The sequence below is a fragment of the Pseudomonas japonica genome (genome assembly GCF_013522925.1).
GTDB classification, from domain to species: Bacteria; Pseudomonadota; Gammaproteobacteria; order Pseudomonadales; family Pseudomonadaceae; genus Aquipseudomonas; species Aquipseudomonas japonica_A.
The window spans coordinates 139,754-154,261 of record NZ_JAAMQU010000010.1 but is presented as its reverse complement, the minus strand read 5'-3'; the positions used below and the strand labels follow the sequence as shown (position 1 = coordinate 154,261).

The 14,508-nt window shown below is 64.9% G+C and carries 14 protein-coding genes; 9 read left to right on the top strand and 5 right to left on the bottom strand.

Annotation, left to right across the window (positions count from 1 at the left end):
- Window positions 1-72 precede the first annotated feature (72 nt).
- The 3 genes from G7016_RS17055 to G7016_RS17045 are packed head-to-tail and all read right to left on the bottom strand — an operon-like array spanning window position 73 to window position 3,994.
- Window positions 73-1,470 (bottom strand): efflux transporter outer membrane subunit, encoded by a 1,398-nt coding sequence (locus tag G7016_RS17055; RefSeq protein WP_181116788.1) that lies wholly within the window; start codon window positions 1,468-1,470, stop codon window positions 73-75.
- The gene (locus G7016_RS17050; protein WP_181116785.1) at window positions 1,467-2,498 is read right to left on the bottom strand and encodes an HlyD family secretion protein; all 1,032 of its coding nucleotides are present in this window, start codon (window positions 2,496-2,498) and stop codon (window positions 1,467-1,469) included. The genes G7016_RS17055 and G7016_RS17050 overlap by 4 nt, the downstream gene beginning before the upstream one ends.
- Window positions 2,495-3,994, bottom strand: a complete 1,500-nt coding sequence (locus G7016_RS17045; RefSeq protein WP_181116955.1) for an MFS transporter — start codon at window positions 3,992-3,994, stop codon at window positions 2,495-2,497. The genes G7016_RS17050 and G7016_RS17045 overlap by 4 nt, the downstream gene beginning before the upstream one ends.
- Before the next feature lie 147 nt (window positions 3,995-4,141).
- Here G7016_RS17045 and G7016_RS17040 point away from each other — a divergent pair, with 147 nt between their 5' ends.
- Window positions 4,142-4,885 (top strand): IclR family transcriptional regulator, encoded by a 744-nt coding sequence (locus G7016_RS17040; RefSeq protein WP_181116782.1) that lies wholly within the window; start codon window positions 4,142-4,144, stop codon window positions 4,883-4,885.
- Here the strand turns inward: G7016_RS17040 and G7016_RS17035 are convergent.
- Both G7016_RS17035 and G7016_RS17030 read right to left on the bottom strand, forming a co-directional pair.
- Window positions 4,869-5,381: a VOC family protein gene (locus G7016_RS17035; protein WP_181116779.1), complete on the bottom strand. Its 513-nt coding sequence runs from the start codon at window positions 5,379-5,381 to the stop codon at window positions 4,869-4,871. The genes G7016_RS17040 and G7016_RS17035 overlap by 17 nt on opposite strands.
- Window positions 5,382-5,448: 67 nt before the next feature.
- On the bottom strand, window positions 5,449-6,453 hold the full coding sequence (locus tag G7016_RS17030; RefSeq protein ID WP_181116776.1) for a GntR family transcriptional regulator: 1,005 nt from the start codon (window positions 6,451-6,453) through the stop codon (window positions 5,449-5,451).
- A 295-nt stretch (window positions 6,454-6,748) separates the two neighbouring features.
- On the opposite strand from G7016_RS17030, the gene G7016_RS17025 reads away from it, so the two are divergent.
- The 8 genes from G7016_RS17025 to G7016_RS16990 all read left to right on the top strand — a co-directional run bounded on the left by G7016_RS17025 (window position 6,749) and on the right by G7016_RS16990 (window position 14,501).
- On the top strand, window positions 6,749-8,089 hold the full coding sequence (locus G7016_RS17025; RefSeq protein ID WP_181116773.1) for an amidase: 1,341 nt from the start codon (window positions 6,749-6,751) through the stop codon (window positions 8,087-8,089).
- 77 nt (window positions 8,090-8,166) lie between these two features.
- The gene (locus tag G7016_RS17020) at window positions 8,167-9,048 is read left to right on the top strand and encodes a polysaccharide deacetylase family protein (protein ID WP_181116771.1); all 882 of its coding nucleotides are present in this window, start codon (window positions 8,167-8,169) and stop codon (window positions 9,046-9,048) included.
- Between the two features lie 54 nt (window positions 9,049-9,102).
- Entirely contained in the window at window positions 9,103-10,428 is a 1,326-nt protein-coding gene (locus G7016_RS17015) for an MFS transporter (RefSeq protein ID WP_181116953.1), read from the top strand.
- Between the two features lie 13 nt (window positions 10,429-10,441).
- The gene (locus tag G7016_RS17010; protein WP_181116768.1) at window positions 10,442-11,209 is read left to right on the top strand and encodes an SDR family oxidoreductase; all 768 of its coding nucleotides are present in this window, start codon (window positions 10,442-10,444) and stop codon (window positions 11,207-11,209) included.
- A 9-nt stretch (window positions 11,210-11,218) separates the two neighbouring features.
- Window positions 11,219-11,965, top strand: a complete 747-nt coding sequence (locus G7016_RS17005) for an SDR family NAD(P)-dependent oxidoreductase (protein ID WP_181116765.1) — start codon at window positions 11,219-11,221, stop codon at window positions 11,963-11,965.
- 66 nt (window positions 11,966-12,031) lie between these two features.
- Window positions 12,032-12,331 (top strand): hypothetical protein, encoded by a 300-nt coding sequence (locus G7016_RS17000; protein WP_181116762.1) that lies wholly within the window; start codon window positions 12,032-12,034, stop codon window positions 12,329-12,331.
- On the top strand, window positions 12,328-13,317 hold the full coding sequence (locus G7016_RS16995) for a CobW family GTP-binding protein (protein ID WP_181116759.1): 990 nt from the start codon (window positions 12,328-12,330) through the stop codon (window positions 13,315-13,317). Before G7016_RS17000 ends, G7016_RS16995 begins: the two co-directional genes overlap by 4 nt.
- Window positions 13,314-14,501, top strand: a complete 1,188-nt coding sequence (locus G7016_RS16990) for an ABC transporter substrate-binding protein (RefSeq protein ID WP_181116756.1) — start codon at window positions 13,314-13,316, stop codon at window positions 14,499-14,501. The genes G7016_RS16995 and G7016_RS16990 overlap by 4 nt, the downstream gene beginning before the upstream one ends.
- The last annotated feature ends 7 nt before the right edge of the window (window positions 14,502-14,508 follow it).

The window sequence follows — 14,508 nt, the reverse complement described above, 5'->3', positions numbered from 1 at the left end:
GGATTACCCTTCTTTGGGTACGACGCTGCGCTAAGGGTGCCCGGTGGGCGACGGACGGTACCCCCTGGAAGGCTAGCTTCCCTCAGGCCAGCCCCCACCCAATGCCTTGTACAACCGCACCCGGTCCAGCACGCTCTGGGTGGCGCTGGACACCTGCGCGCTTTGGGTTTCCAGCAGCGCGCGCTGCACGTTGAGCACGTTGAGGAAGTCGATTGCACCCTCCTTGTAGCGTTGGCGGGCCACGTCCAGCGCGCGGTCGTTCTGCTGCACGGCCTCCTGCAGTGCGTCGTGGTGCCGGCGTTCGGCGGCGTAGTCGTTCAGCGCATCGTCCACTTCATGCCAGGCAGCGAGCACGGTGCGGCGGTAGTCGATGGCCGCCGCCTGTTGTTCGTGTTCACGCAGGGCCAGGGTGCCGGTAAGCCGGCCGCCCTGGAAGATCGGCAGGTACAGGCTGGGGCCGTACGACCAGTCGCGGGCGCCCCAGTCGTTGAGGTCATTGCCGCTGAAGCTTTGGGTGCCAAAGCTGGCACCGAGTGTGAGCCGCGGGTAGAAATCCGCCTGGGCGGCGCCGGTGGCCGCAACCGCCCGATGCAAGGCGGCCTCGCTGCGCTGGATATCAGGCCGGTGCCGAGCCAGCTCCGAGGGAAGGCCCAAGGGGATGGCGTCTTGCGGTTGCGGCAGCGGCCGGGGCTCTATCAGTTCAGCAAACAGCGCCCGCGGCGGCTGCCCGAGCAGGGCGCTCAGCGCGTTGATCAGGCGAGCGCGCTGCGCCTCGAGCACCGGCACCCGGGCTGACACCGTGGCCACCTGGGCGGCAGCGTTGGCCACGTCCAGTTGAGTGGTCACGCCGTTTTCGAAACGGGTCTGGGTAAGTTGCTGGCTTTGACGGGCAATTTCCAGGTTCTGCTGCGTGACTGCCAGTTGCGCCTGTACACCTCGCAGTTGCAGGTAGTCGCTGGCGGTTTCCGCCGCCAGGCTCAGCAACAGGCCGTCGCGTTCGGCGCGGCTGATGGCTACCTGTGCATCGGCGGCTTCCACTGCTCGGCGCACCCGCCCCCAGAGGTCCACTTCCCAGCTGGCATCTGCCGCCAGTGTCCAGAGTTCGAACGGCGCCTGGCCGTTCTGGCCGGACGGGTCGCTCAGGCCCTCGCCACTGTTGCGCTCACGGCTGTAGCCGGCCTGGCCACTGACGGTAGGCAGGCGATCGCCAGCGCTGATACCACGCAACAGTCGGCTTTGCTCCAGGCGGTTGGCGGCGATCTGGGCGTCCAGGTTACCGCTCGCGACGCGCTCAACCAGGCTGCTCAGCTGCTCATCGCCCAGCTGCCGCCACCACTGAGGGTTGAGGTTGCCCTGGCTTTGCGCGGCGTCCCATTGCGCCGGCAACGCGGCCTGCGGAGGTTCGAATTGCGGCCCCACGCTGCAGCCTGCCAGCATGGCCGCGCCTGCTATCACTGCCCAGCGGTTCATTCGCCGCCCCCGCTTACGTCTACGTCCACGACTACCGACATGCCCACGCGCAAATGCTGCAAGGCTTCAGGGGCGTCGTCGAAGCGGATTTTCACCGGAATGCGCTGCACCACCTTGGTGAAGTTGCCGGTGGCGTTGTCTGGCGAGATGGCCGAAAAGCTCAAGCCGGTGGCGGGGGCCAGGCTCTCCAGATGCCCATGGAAGGGCACGTTGGGGTGGCTGTCGACGCGGATGTTCACCGGCTGGTTGGCGCGCATGTGCTCCAGTTGGGTTTCACGGAAGTTGGCGATCACGTACAGGTCATCCACCGGTACCACGGCCATCAGCGGCGTGCCGAGGGCAACATACGCACCCACGCGGGCCGAGCGCTGGCCGATCAGCCCATCCTGCGGCGCCACGATGCGGGTCCAGGAGAGGTTGAGGTCGGCCTGGCGAAGGTCCGCCTGGGCTTTTTCCAGCGTGGCCTGGGCCACTTCGTGCTGGGCTTTGAGCACGTCCAGGCTGCGCGCGGACGCCACCTGAGCGGCGGCATCGCGGTCGCGGGCCGCCTGGGCGCCGAGCAGTTCGGCTTCGGAGCGTTGGCGCTCTTGCTGGGTGCCAGCGCCGCTGTTGGACAGGTTCAGGTAGCGCTGGGCATTGGCTTGGGCGTACTTGAGCGAGGCCTCGGTGGCGCGAAGGGTAGCGCCGGCCTGAGTGATGATCGCGGCCTGACGCTGAATACCAGCTTCCAGGTTCTTCAACTCCGCTTCGGCGCCCGCCACGTTGGCGCGGGCCGCCGCTTGTGCAGCCAGGTATTCGCTGTCATCCAGGCGTGCGAGCAGCTGGCCAGCCTTGACCTTCTGGTTGTCGTCAACTGCCACCTCGACGATCTGCCCGGCCAGGCGGGGCGCCACCAGCACCGAATCGGCGCGAATGTAGGCGTCATCGGTCCGCTCGAGCGAGCCCGTGGCCATCAAGCGCCAGCCACCGTAAGCCACACAGGCAACGACCGCCAACACGGCCAGGGAAAGGGAAGTTCTATGTTTCATGTGGGTACCGGAGGTTGCGGTGGATAGGCGCGCACGGGCAGCGTTACGAGGATCAGCACCAAGGCCAGGGCGATGGTGATCAGCGCCAGCCAGGCGTCGGCGTAGGTAAGGGTGAACGCCTGCTGCCGAACCCGCCCGGCGATCTGCACCGCCTGTTCGGCTGGCAGGGAGGGCAACCGGCTGGCGACCTGGTCGAGCAAGGTATTGGAGTGAAGGTGTTCGCGATGTGTGATGAAGTTTTCCAGCACCACCCCGGACACCACCGATGCCAGCCCGCGCAGGCTGTTGACCATGGCGGAGGCGAAGGGGCCTTCCAGCGGGTGAATCACCCCGGTGGCCAGCATCAGCAGGGGCACCACCACCATGGGCTGGCCGAAGGTATGCAGCACTTGCAGGGGGTAGAAGTCGTCACGGATCCACACGCTGGTGATCTGCGAGGCGAGCAGGGTAGCGGTGCTCAGCAGCACCAGGCCTGCGGCGATCACATAGCGGGCGTCCACCCAATTACGGTTGATCACAAAGGCAATGAACGGTGCCACCAGCAACTGAGGCAGCGCGATCGTCAGTGCCAGTGGCATGGTTTGCAGGGGTCGATAGCCCTGCACGTTGGCCAGGTAGGCCGAAGGAATGGCACTGCCCGCCAGCCCCAGGAACATGAACAGCATGAGCGTGGCGATGCCGAAAGCGAAATTGCGCCGCCCTAACAGTTGCAGCTTGAACAGCGGCAGGGGGTGGAACCACTCGTTCAAGGCGAACAGCGGCAGGCACACCGCAGCCCCCAGCAGCAACGCGGTAATCAACGGCGATTCGAACCAGTCCAGCCGCTCGCCCTGGGTCAGGCCCACCACCAACAGGCTCAGCCCACCAGCCCCCAGCACCGCGCCCCGCCAGTCGAACTGGCGCAGGCGCTCCAGGCGCAGCGGGTCTTGCGGCAAACCGTAGGCGATCAAGGCGCTGCCCAGCAGGCACGGTGGGATGATCTGCCACATCAGCAGGCGCCAATCGGCGTTCTCGGTCCACAGGGCCGCCAGCGGCAGCGCCAGGTTGGGGCCGAACGTAGCTGTGAGCGCATAGGCCGACAACCCGTAGAGCTTGATGTGCCACGGCAGGAAGCGCAGCGCGGCGGTCATCAGCAGCGGCGGCAGCGCGCCGCCAGCCAGCCCTTGCAGCACTCGCAGCAACAGCAGGGTAGAAAAGTTGGGCGCAAGGGGCGCCAGCACGCCAAGGAGGCCAAACGCGACCGTGGCGACCACGGCGAACCGGCGCAGCGAGAAGGTAACTGCAAACCAGGGGGCCAGCAGCATGGCCGAAACCTCGGCGGCGGCATACACCGAACTGAACCAGGTCCCTTCGTCATGGCCCAGGCCATAGGCGCCAAGCAGGTCAGCCAGGGCAATGTCCGTCACCCGATCGTTGATGCCGGACGTGAGCGCGGCGATCAATACGCCGACCAGGCCCAGGGCCAGGCGGCCGGTGAACGGCGCGGGCGCAGGCATTGGCTTGGGCGCGGGCGCAGCAGCGGGTGCTGTAGCGGGGGCCGTAGCAGGAGTGGGTGAACTCACGAAGGGTCCTTCAGAAAAGAAAAGGCATTACGTAGGAAATTTCGGTACAGTGTACCGGCCAGCAATACAAGGAGCAATGCCGTGTCACTGTCAGATGCCGAACGTGGGGGTATCCAGGTCATTTCCCGCGCCGCCGCCATTCTTCGCTGCCTCGAGGCTGAACCCCAAGGCTTGAGCCTTGGCGCCATCGCCAAACGTATCGAATTGCCACGCTCGACCGTTCAGCGGCTGGTGGATGCGCTGGCGGTGGAACAGCTGCTCGAAACCAGTAGTGGCACCGGTGTACGGTTAGGGCCGGCGTTGATGCGCCTGGCCGCGCGCAGCCACCTGGACCTCACCGCCCGCGCCCGGCCGCACCTTGAGGCCCTGTCGCAGCGCACCGGGGAAACGGCCGTGCTGGCCCACGCCAGCGGGCTGGAACTGATGATCCTGCACTGCGTGGTGTCCAGTCAGGAGCTGCGGGTCGCGCCGGGCGTCAACAGTTTGCTGAGTATCTACGCCACCTCCTGCGGCAAGGTGATCCTGGCGCAGATGCCCGAGCGGGCCGTGCGCGAGCTGCTGGAAGGCAACATACGCCAGCTCACGCCTAACACGCTTTCGCTCGATCAACTGATCGAGGAGTTGAGCGAGGTTCGGGCCACCGGGTTTTCCTGCGACTACGAGGAACACATGCCCGGCGTGGGTGCCATGGCGGTGGGGCTGGCCACGGCTCAGGGCATGTACGGCCTGAGCCTGGTGGGGCCAGCGGCGCGCATCCGCGCCAACGAGGCAGCGCACAAGCAAGCCTTGCTCGAATGCCAGGCGCTGATTACGCAGGAGGAGTGAGGCCAGAAGCAGGCGAATCGTCCCTGACCGCCGCCTCGATCGCCGTGATGTCGATCTTGCCCATCCCCATCATGGCCTGGAACGCTCGCTGGGCGGCGCTGGTATCCGGATGGGTGATCGCCTCGAGCAGCACTTTCGGGGTGATCTGCCAGGACACCCCCCACTTGTCCTTGCACCAGCCGCAGGCGCTTTCCCGCCCGCCGTTGTTCACGATGGCATCCCACAACCGGTCGGTTTCGGCCTGATCTTCAGTAGCCACCTGGAAAGAAAACGCCTCAGTGGGTTGGAACGCCGGCCCCCCGTTCAGCCCCACGCACGGCAGGCCCAACACCGTGAATTCGACCGTAAGCACATCGCCTCGCTTACCGGCGGGGAAATCGGCAGGCGCATGGTAGACCGCGCCCACGGCGCTGTTCGGGAAGGTATCGGCATAAAAGGTTGCGGCATCGAGGGCTGTGCCGTCGTACCACAAGCAAACGGTATTTTTGCTGGCCATGGTCGTGTGCTCCGCTTGGGTGGAAGCACAAGTTTAGTGGGTGGTTGGCGGTGCGGTTCCCCGAGGCCTACGCCAACCGCTCCATATACCTGGGTAATTCCGGCTCGGGCAGTACCGATAGCACTTTAAGCCGCTGCAGGGTGCGCTCTCGCGCCCTGAGCAGGTGCTCACGCAGATTCAGCGCGGCCGAATCCACCGTTCCGTGTAACAAGGATTCGATCACCAGGCGATGCTCGATCAGCATGGCCTCGTCGATGCTGGTACTCAGCGCCTCGTGCAGCACTCGGCCGATGCTCATGGGGATCTGGCACTGGCGAATGATGCCCGCCATGCGGGCGTTTGGCAGGCCAGCCAAACACGTAACGTGGAGGTCCTGCTCGATCTGCTCGATGGCCGCGCGGCTAGCCTCGGCGCCAGCCTGCTGCGCGGCGGTGATACGGTCGAGCATGGCCTGCAGCTCAGCGCGTGGAAGGGCGCTGGCGCGCTGGCGCAGCGCATCGGGCTCCAGCAGGGCGCGCAGTTCGTAGTCTTCAGTTACCGCGTGGGCGGTGAGTGGGCCGGCCAACCATTGTGCGTAGGGTTCCTTCTCCACCAGGCCCTTGTCACGCAGCCGCATGAGCGCTTCGCGCACCACGCTGCGGCTCACATTGAGGGCCTGAGCCGCAAGCTGTTCGTCGATGCGGTAATGGCCGAACACCATAAAGCGCGTGACCGTACCCGACAACTCGTCGTAAACCCGCTCTCCCAGCGAACGTGTGTCGATCAATTCCTCGTGGCTTTCAAGGCCCAACAACTGGCGAGTCAGCGCCAGGCGAAGGGGAGGGGCATCGGTGCCCAAGGCATCGATCAGGTAGCCGCGGCCTTCGAATCTGCGGATTAGACCTTCTTCATGCAGCAGGTTGAGCGCCTGGCGTACAGGCACTCGGCTGGTACCGAACAGCTGCGCCAGCGGCGCTTCCACCAGCACCAGCCCTGGCACTGCCTGGCCCGTAAGGATCGCGCCGCGCAGCGTGTCGCGGATCATTTCGTAGCGTGAAGCAGAGCGGTCTTCCAGAGAAGCAGCGTTGGGCATGGGCACAGGTTCCAGGTCACAGCGTGCGGGGATTGTCTCACAGTGTGGCCTGACTCACAGGCCAGGGTTGCGGTAACAGGTCACCGTGTTGGTTTGTGGTGCGGGTGTTACAGGAATGCTCATTAATGGATCATTTACTTTTATATACATTTGTGTGGATCCCGATGTATCTATCACCTAGGCCGCTCAAGGTCAGGTGATACCAGGATTTTGACTGACGCACCCAGTACCTTGGCATGAACGCTGCTATATCAAAAACGTACAAAATATAAATGTATACGTTTATGGAGATCGCATGTTCATCGATGCGCTTGCGCTGGCTGAAGGTTTCGCTCAAGGGGCTAGTACGCCCGACCTGGCGTTTGAGGCCACCTTGGCGCGCGCCCGGCAGGCTCCCGCAGCTTTTATTTCGCTCACTGAAACACGTGGGCGGCGTGAAGCTGCAGCCGCGAGCGCTCGTTGGGCGGCGGGGCAACCGTTATCGCCGCTCGATGGCGTACCGATTGCCTGGAAGGACTTGTTCGACCTGGCCGGTACTGTGACCACGGCCGGCGCCGTGGCGCGAGGTGGGCTGGCACCTGCCAACCAGGACGCCACACTGGTGAGCCAGCTCACCCGTGCCGGCCTGGTGAACGTAGGCAAGACCAACCTCAGCGAGCTCGCGTACTCCGGGCTGGGCCTCAATCCGCACTTCGGCACGCCGGTGAACCCCCTTTACGGCGAGCCTGCCCGGGTACCCGGTGGTTCGTCTTCAGGTTCGGCCATCGCGGTCGCTGCAGGCGTGGTGCCGTTGGCCATGGGCACCGACACCGCTGGCTCGATCCGCATACCCGCCGCGCTCAATGGCCTGGTGGGCTACCGCAGCAGCCGTCGACGCTATGCGGCCACTGGAGTATTTCCCCTGGCGCGATCCCTTGATGCGCTCGGGCCGTTGGCGCGCAGTGTGCGGGACGTGATCTGTGTGGACACGCTCCTGGGCGGCGGGGTGAAGGACCAGCCGCTTTCGCTCGGGGCCTTGCGACTGCGATTCGACCCGAACGTACCAGGCGACAGCCGCATTCAACCGGCGGTACGCGATAACCTGCTCGCCGCCTTGCAGCGGCTGGCCAGCGCTGGCGCGGTGATTGAGGAGCGGCCGGTCCACACCTTGCACGCCTCGCTGCATTTGATCGAAACCAGAGGCTGGTTGGGCAGCGCCGAAGCCTTTGCCTTGCATCAATCATTGCTTGACAGCCCTGCGGCCGATCAACTCGACCCGCGAGTACGCAAGCGCCTCGAAAGGGCCCGACATTTTCCGGCCAGCGAGCAGATCAGGCTGTACCAGGCGGCCCGCGATCTGCGCCAACAAATGGCCGATGAATTGGACGGCGCGCTGCTGATCACCCCCACTGTGGGCCACGTAGCGCCGCTACTTGCGCCCCTGGAAGCCGATGAAGAACTGTTCGTGCAAACGAACCTGGCCACCCTGCGCCTGACCATGCCTGGGAGCTTGCTGGACATGCCCGGCGTTGCAATGCCCAGCGGGGTAAACGCCGAAGGCCTGGCCACCAGCTTGTTGTTGGCCGCGCCCAGCGGGCACGACGCCGTTCTGCTGCGCGCCGCGCTGGCTATTGAACCCCTGGTGCGCGGCAGCTGACCCCTGATCGCCTGTAGGGGCGCGGGGCCCGGCCTTCGCACCCGAACCACCGTACCGGGCACGTTGAGGACTGAACGATGGCAAAAGAAATTCTGGTGTCCATTGGTGTGGACGTGGATGCGGTTGCTGGCTGGCTAGGCTCTTACGGTGGGGAGGATTCGCCCGACGATATTTCCCGCGGGCTGTTCGCCGGGGAAGTGGGCGCGCCGAGGCTGCTCAAGCTGTTCGACAAATACCAGCTGCGCACCACCTGGTTCATCCCTGGGCACTCGGTGGAAACCTTCCCTGAGCAAATGAAGGCGGTGGCTGCGGCGGGCCACGAGATCGGCATCCATGGCTATAGCCACGAAAACCCTATCGCCATGACTCCCGAGCAGGAAGAGGTGGTGCTCGATAAAGCCATCGAGCTGATTACCGCCCTGGCCGGCAAGCGGCCGACCGGTTACGTGGCCCCTTGGTGGGAATTCAGCAACGTCACCAACGAGCTGCTGCTCAAAAAAGGCATCAAGTACGACCACAGCCTGATGCACAACGACTTCACCCCCTATTACGTACGGGTGAAGGACAGCTGGACGAAGATCGACTACAGCGCCCACCCCGACACCTGGATGAAGCCGCTGGTGCGCGGCCAGGAAACCGACCTGGTGGAAATCCCCGCCAATTGGTACCTCGACGACCTGCCGCCAATGATGTTCATCAAGAAAGCACCCAACAGCCATGGCTTCGTCAACCCGCGCGACATCGAGGTGATGTGGCGCGACCAGTTCGACTGGGTGTACCGCGAAATGGACTATGCCGTGTTCCCCATCACCATCCACCCGGATGTCTCTGGCCGGCCACAGGTGCTGCTGATGCTGGAGCGGCTGATCGAGTACATCCGCGGCCATGAAGGCGTGCGCTTCGTCACCATGGACGAAATCGCCGACGACTTTGTTTCCCGCCAGCCCCGGCAACGCTGATTCCCCTTCATCGAGACCCTCACCATGACCACGCAAACCGCTACGCCGTTGCACATGCCACCGTCGGACAGTTGGGCGCCGGTTCCGCTGGCGTCCAAGGATGTCGTCTACGCCACCTGGATTGCCTTCTTTGCCTGGGTATTCGCTGTGTATGACTTCATCCTGTTCGGCACGCTGCTGCCGGTGATGGGTGGGCATTTCAGCTGGAGCCAAGCGGAGCAGGCCGAGATTGCCACCTGGGTCGCCGTCGGTGGCGCCGTGGTGGCCTTTGCTATTGGGCCGCTGGTAGACCGTATCGGCCGCCGCGGCGGCATCATGTTCACCATTGGCGGGGCGGCGTTGTGTTCCGCGCTTACCGCCGTATGCGCCGGGATGGGCAAGGGCGCCTTGATCGGCGTACGTTCAGTGGCCGGCCTTGGGTATGCGGAGGAGGGCGTGAACGCTACCTACCTCACCGAGATCTACGCAGCTTCCGACGACCCTCGCCTGGTCAAGCGCAAGGGCTTTGTGTATAGCCTGGTGCAAAGCGGCTGGCCGGTAGGGGCGTTGATCGCCGCGGGGCTCACGGCGCTGCTGCTGCCGCACATCGGCTGGCAAGGGTGCTTTATCTTCGCCGCCGTGCCAGCGTTTGTGATTGCCGTGCTGGCGCGCAAGTTGAAGGAGAGCCCGCAGTTCCAGGTCCATCAGCGCATCCAGACGCTGCGCAAGGCGGGGCAGGAGGCCGAAGCCAGGGCCTTGGCCCGCGCGCATGAAGTGGACTACGACGATCACGCCAAGGCCGGTGTGGCCGCGGCCTTCCGTGGCGCCGCGCTGCGCCCGACGTTGGTGTTGAGCCTGGCGATCCTCCTCAACTGGTCGGCGATCCAGGTGTTCAGTGTGCTGGGTACGTCGGTAATTGTGAGCGTGCACGGCCTGTCGTTCGAAAATTCCCTGTGGATTCTGGTGCTGTCGAACCTGGTGGGCTTCATCGGCTACCTGTTCCACGGCTGGCTGGGTGACCGTATTGGCCGGCGCAACACTGTGGCCATCGGCTGGATGTTGGGCGGCGTCAGCTTTTTCGCGATGGTGCAGGCGCCAAGCCAGCTTGGCATCGTGGTCGCCCTTTACAGCCTGGGCCTGTTTTTCCTCACCGGTCCGTACTCGGCCATGCTGTTCTTCATGGGCGAAAGCTTCCCCACCAGCATCCGCGCAACCGGCGGCGCCATCGTTCATGCCATGGGGCCGGTTGGGGCGATCCTGGCCGGCCTGGGCATTACCGGCGTGCTGTCAGCAGGCGGCGAGTGGCACAGCGCGGCGCTGTGGTTCGGTGCCTTGCCCTGCTTCCTGTCCGGAGTGGTGATGTGGGCGGCGCGCCACGTCGACCCCACCCACATCAAGTGATCGGAGAACCCATATGAGCAACTCTGAACCTGTGGCGCTGATCACCGGCGCCGCCAGCGGCATTGGCCAGGCCCTTGCTGTGGCCTATGCGCGTAACGGCGTGCATGTGGTAGGCGGCTATTTCCCGGGAGACCCCCACAACCCCGAACACACCCGCCAGCAGGTAGCCGCTGCAGGCGGTGAATGCCTGATGTTGCCCGCGGACGTCACCGACGGCGCCTCGCTGGATGCGCTGGCAGCTGCCGGCGTTGAACGCTTTGGCCGGCTCGATTACGCCGTGGCCAACGCCGGGCTGTTACGACGCGCCCCCCTGCTGGAAATGACTGACGAGGCCTGGAACGGCATGCTCGACGTAGACCTCACGGGGGTGATGCGCACGTTTCGCAGCGCCGTGCGGCACATGCAGGGCGCCGGTGCGTTGGTGGCGGTTTCTTCCATTGCTGGCGGCGTCTACGGCTGGCAGGACCACGCCCATTATGCCGCCGCCAAGGCCGGCGTTCCGGGGCTGTGTCGCTCGCTTGCCGTGGAGCTGGCGAGCCGGGGGATCCGCTGCAACGCGGTGATTCCGGGGCTGATCGAAACCCCGCAGTCACTGGACGCGCAGAACTCGCTGGGGCCCGAGGGCTTGGCGCAGGCGGCGCGGGGCATTCCGCTGGGGCGCGTAGGCAAGGCCAGTGAAGTCGCCGAGCTGGTGCGGTTCCTGACAAGCGACCTTGCCAGCTACATCACTGGGCAAAGCATCATCGTCGACGGCGGGCTTACCGTCCGTTGGCCGGAATAGGAGCGAGCCATGAACTTGAATAACCGCCGCGCGGTGATCACGGGTGCCGCCAGTGGCATCGGTGCGGCCATCGCCCAGGCCTATGCAGAGGCCGGGGCGCGGCTGGTGTTGTGTGACCGCGACGGTGATCGACTGGCGCTAGTTGCCGAGCGATGCCGTCACATGGGCGCGCAAGTGGTGGAGTGCATGGCGGACGTGGGCCTGCGTGAAGGCGCGCAAGCGGGGGTTGATGCCTGCCTGATGGCGTTTGGTGGCATCGACATCCTGGTGAATAACGCCGGTATGCTCACCCAGGCGCCGTGCGTGGACCTTACCCAGCAGATGTGGGACGACATGCTTCGTGTAGACCTTACCAGCGTGTTCATCGCCAGCCAGCGCGCGCTACCGCACATGCTCGCTCAGCGCTGGGGCCGCATCATCAATGTGGCCTCGCAACTAGGGATAAAGGGCGGGGCGGAGCTGTGCCACTACGCTGCGGCCAAGGCCGGGGTGATCGGCTTTACCAAGTCCCTGGCGCTGGAAGTAAGCCAGCACAATGTACTGGTCAATGCGATCGCCCCTGGCCCGATCGACACCGCCTTGGTGGAGGGAATCAGCCAGGCCTGGAAAACCGCCAAGGCGAAGGAGTTGCCGTTAGGGCGCTTCGGCCGGGCCGAGGAGGTTGCCCCTGTGGCCGTGCTGCTAGCCTCCGAGCCCGGCGGCAACCTGTTCGTTGGCCAGACCCTGGGGCCCAACTCCGGGGATGTGATGCCGTGAGCCGTAGGGCCGGGTGAAACCCGGGAACAGGCCTGCATAGGCTGGTGTTTATAAAGGAGGACAACCATGTGTGGTTTATGTGGGCTGATCGGCGAGGACGGGCACTGGAGCGACCCCTTGGGGGACAGCTTGCCCCGGCGGCGTGAGCGGCTGCGCCGTATCGCCGCGATCAATCGCGTGATTGCACCTTTCCGGGTCACCGTGAGCGACGTGCAGGGCGCTTCCTATCTGCTGCAAGGGGCCACGGGGCGTCAGGCCCTTGCCACCGGGCTTGAAGACCTGTGGCAACAGGCGCAGGCATTGATCGGCAAACCGCTGGACCCGCTCGACCCACGCATTCTTGAAGCCCTGGAGGCTCGCTCATGAGCCTGCCGGTGAACGTGATCACCGGCTTCCTCGGCAGCGGCAAGACCACGCTTCTCAATCGGCTGCTGGCCGGCGACACCCTCGGCGACAGCGCGCTGCTGATCAATGAGTTCGGCGATGTCGGCATCGACCACCTGCTGGTGGAAGAAGTGGCGCCGGGCACCGTACTGCTGGCCGGCGGTTGCGTGTGCTGCACCGTGAACGGGGACCTGCGTCAGGCCCTTCTCGACCTTCACGCCCGGCGCGAGCGCGGGGAGATCCCGGCGTTTCGCCGGGTGCTGCTGGAAACGACCGGCTTGGCCGACCCCGCGCCGATTGTCGCCACCTTATTGCGCGATCCTCAATTGCGTGGCCGCTATCACCTGGGGCTGCTGGTGACCGTGGTGGATGCCGAGCAGGCGCAACTGCAAGAACGTTTGCACCCCGAATGGCTCACCCAGGTGACGGCAGCCGACCGCCTGCTGCTGAGCAAGAGTGATCGGGTACAGCCGGCTACCCTGGCGAGCGTGCAGTCCCGGCTGGCCGCGCTCAACCCCTCCGCCAGCCAGGCATTGACCCAGCACATCGTGGCGGGCGATCAGCTGTTGCTCGGCGAAGGCCTGCGAGGCAGCGACCCGGCTGCCGAAGTGCAGGGCTGGCAGCTGTTCGGCGCGGTAGACGACAGCCGCCACGGCACCGCTCAAATCTGCTGCCTCGAATTCGACCGGCCGCTGGACTGGGTGGCTTTTGGGGTGTGGCTGTCCATGCTGTTAAGATGCCACGGCGAACGTATTCTTCGGGTCAAGGGCCTGCTCGACGTGATTGATTCCCCGCAACCTATTGTTATCCATGGCGTACAGCACTGCCTGCATGCCCCCGTGCACCTGCAGGCCTGGCCGGGTGGTGCGCCGCGGTCACGGCTGGTGTTCATCGTGCGAGGCCTGGACACCCATCAACTGCGCCGCTCCTGCCGGGCCTTTCTAGGTGAGGTTGGCCAAGCGGCATGAGCCAACCGATCACGCTGCGCGTATTAGGTACATCGGTCACGCTGCTCGAAACCATTCGTGTGCGCGCTGAGCAAGAACTGGGCATCCGCCTGGAATATCACATCCATGAAATCCAGGCGGCCCAGCGCATTGCGGTGATGGCGCCGCACAGTTACGACCTCTATGACCAGTGGTTTCATAACGTCGATTTCGTATGGCCAGCCCGTGCCATCCAGCCAATCGATACCCGCCGCGTGGCCTTGTGGGACGAGATCAACGACCTGCCCAAGCTGGGCCGTTTGCATTCCAACGACCGCCTGGCCCGGGGCAGCCTGCCGTGCGACCGGCTGTTCGTGCAACACGACGGCAGCCTGGGTAGCCAGCGCAGCGATTTCATCAGCATGCTGCCGCTCACCCACAACGCCGACAGCTTTGCCTACCGTCCGGAGCACCTTCCGCCTTCGCTCGCCGGCCAAACCGAAAGCTGGGCGTGGCTCTTGGCCAAAGGCTGGTGTGGTCACGCTGCCTTGCAAAGTGACGCCGCGATTGGCGCACTGGACGCAGCGCTGGCTGTGCAGGCCAGCGGGCTGGCGCACTTTGACAACATCGGCAACCTGCGCCTGGATGAGATCGACACCCTGGCCCGGTGCTTGATCCAGCGCCAGCGTCAAGGGCACTTTGCGGCCTTCTGGTCGGACGACCGCGAAGCTGGCGAGCTGATGCTTGGCCCCGATGTGCATATCCAGAGCTTGTGGTCGCCTACCTTGATGCGCCTGCACCGCGCGGGCCTGAAGTATCGCTTGGCCGCACCCCAGGAAGGCTATCGCGCCTGGTTCGGCGGGCTCTCGTTATCGCGCTGTCTCGAAGGGCGGGTAAAGGATGCGGCCTATGCCTACCTCAACTGGTGGCTCTCCGGTTGGCCCGGCGCGGTGATGGCACGTCAGGGTTTCTACATTTCCAATCCGCCGCGCGCCCGCGATCATTTATCCCCCGCCGAATGGGATTACTGGTACGACGGCAAGCCGGCGGCCGAAGCGCTGCCGGGCAGTGACGGCGAGCCGCTGATCGAGCCGGGCGAGGTTCGAGAAGGCGGCGCCTATGCACAACGCATGGGCCACATCGGGGTATGGAACGCGGTGATGGACGAACACAACTACCTTGTGCGCAAGTGGGCGGATTTTCTACGCGCCAGCCGGGTCAACTGATGCCCCT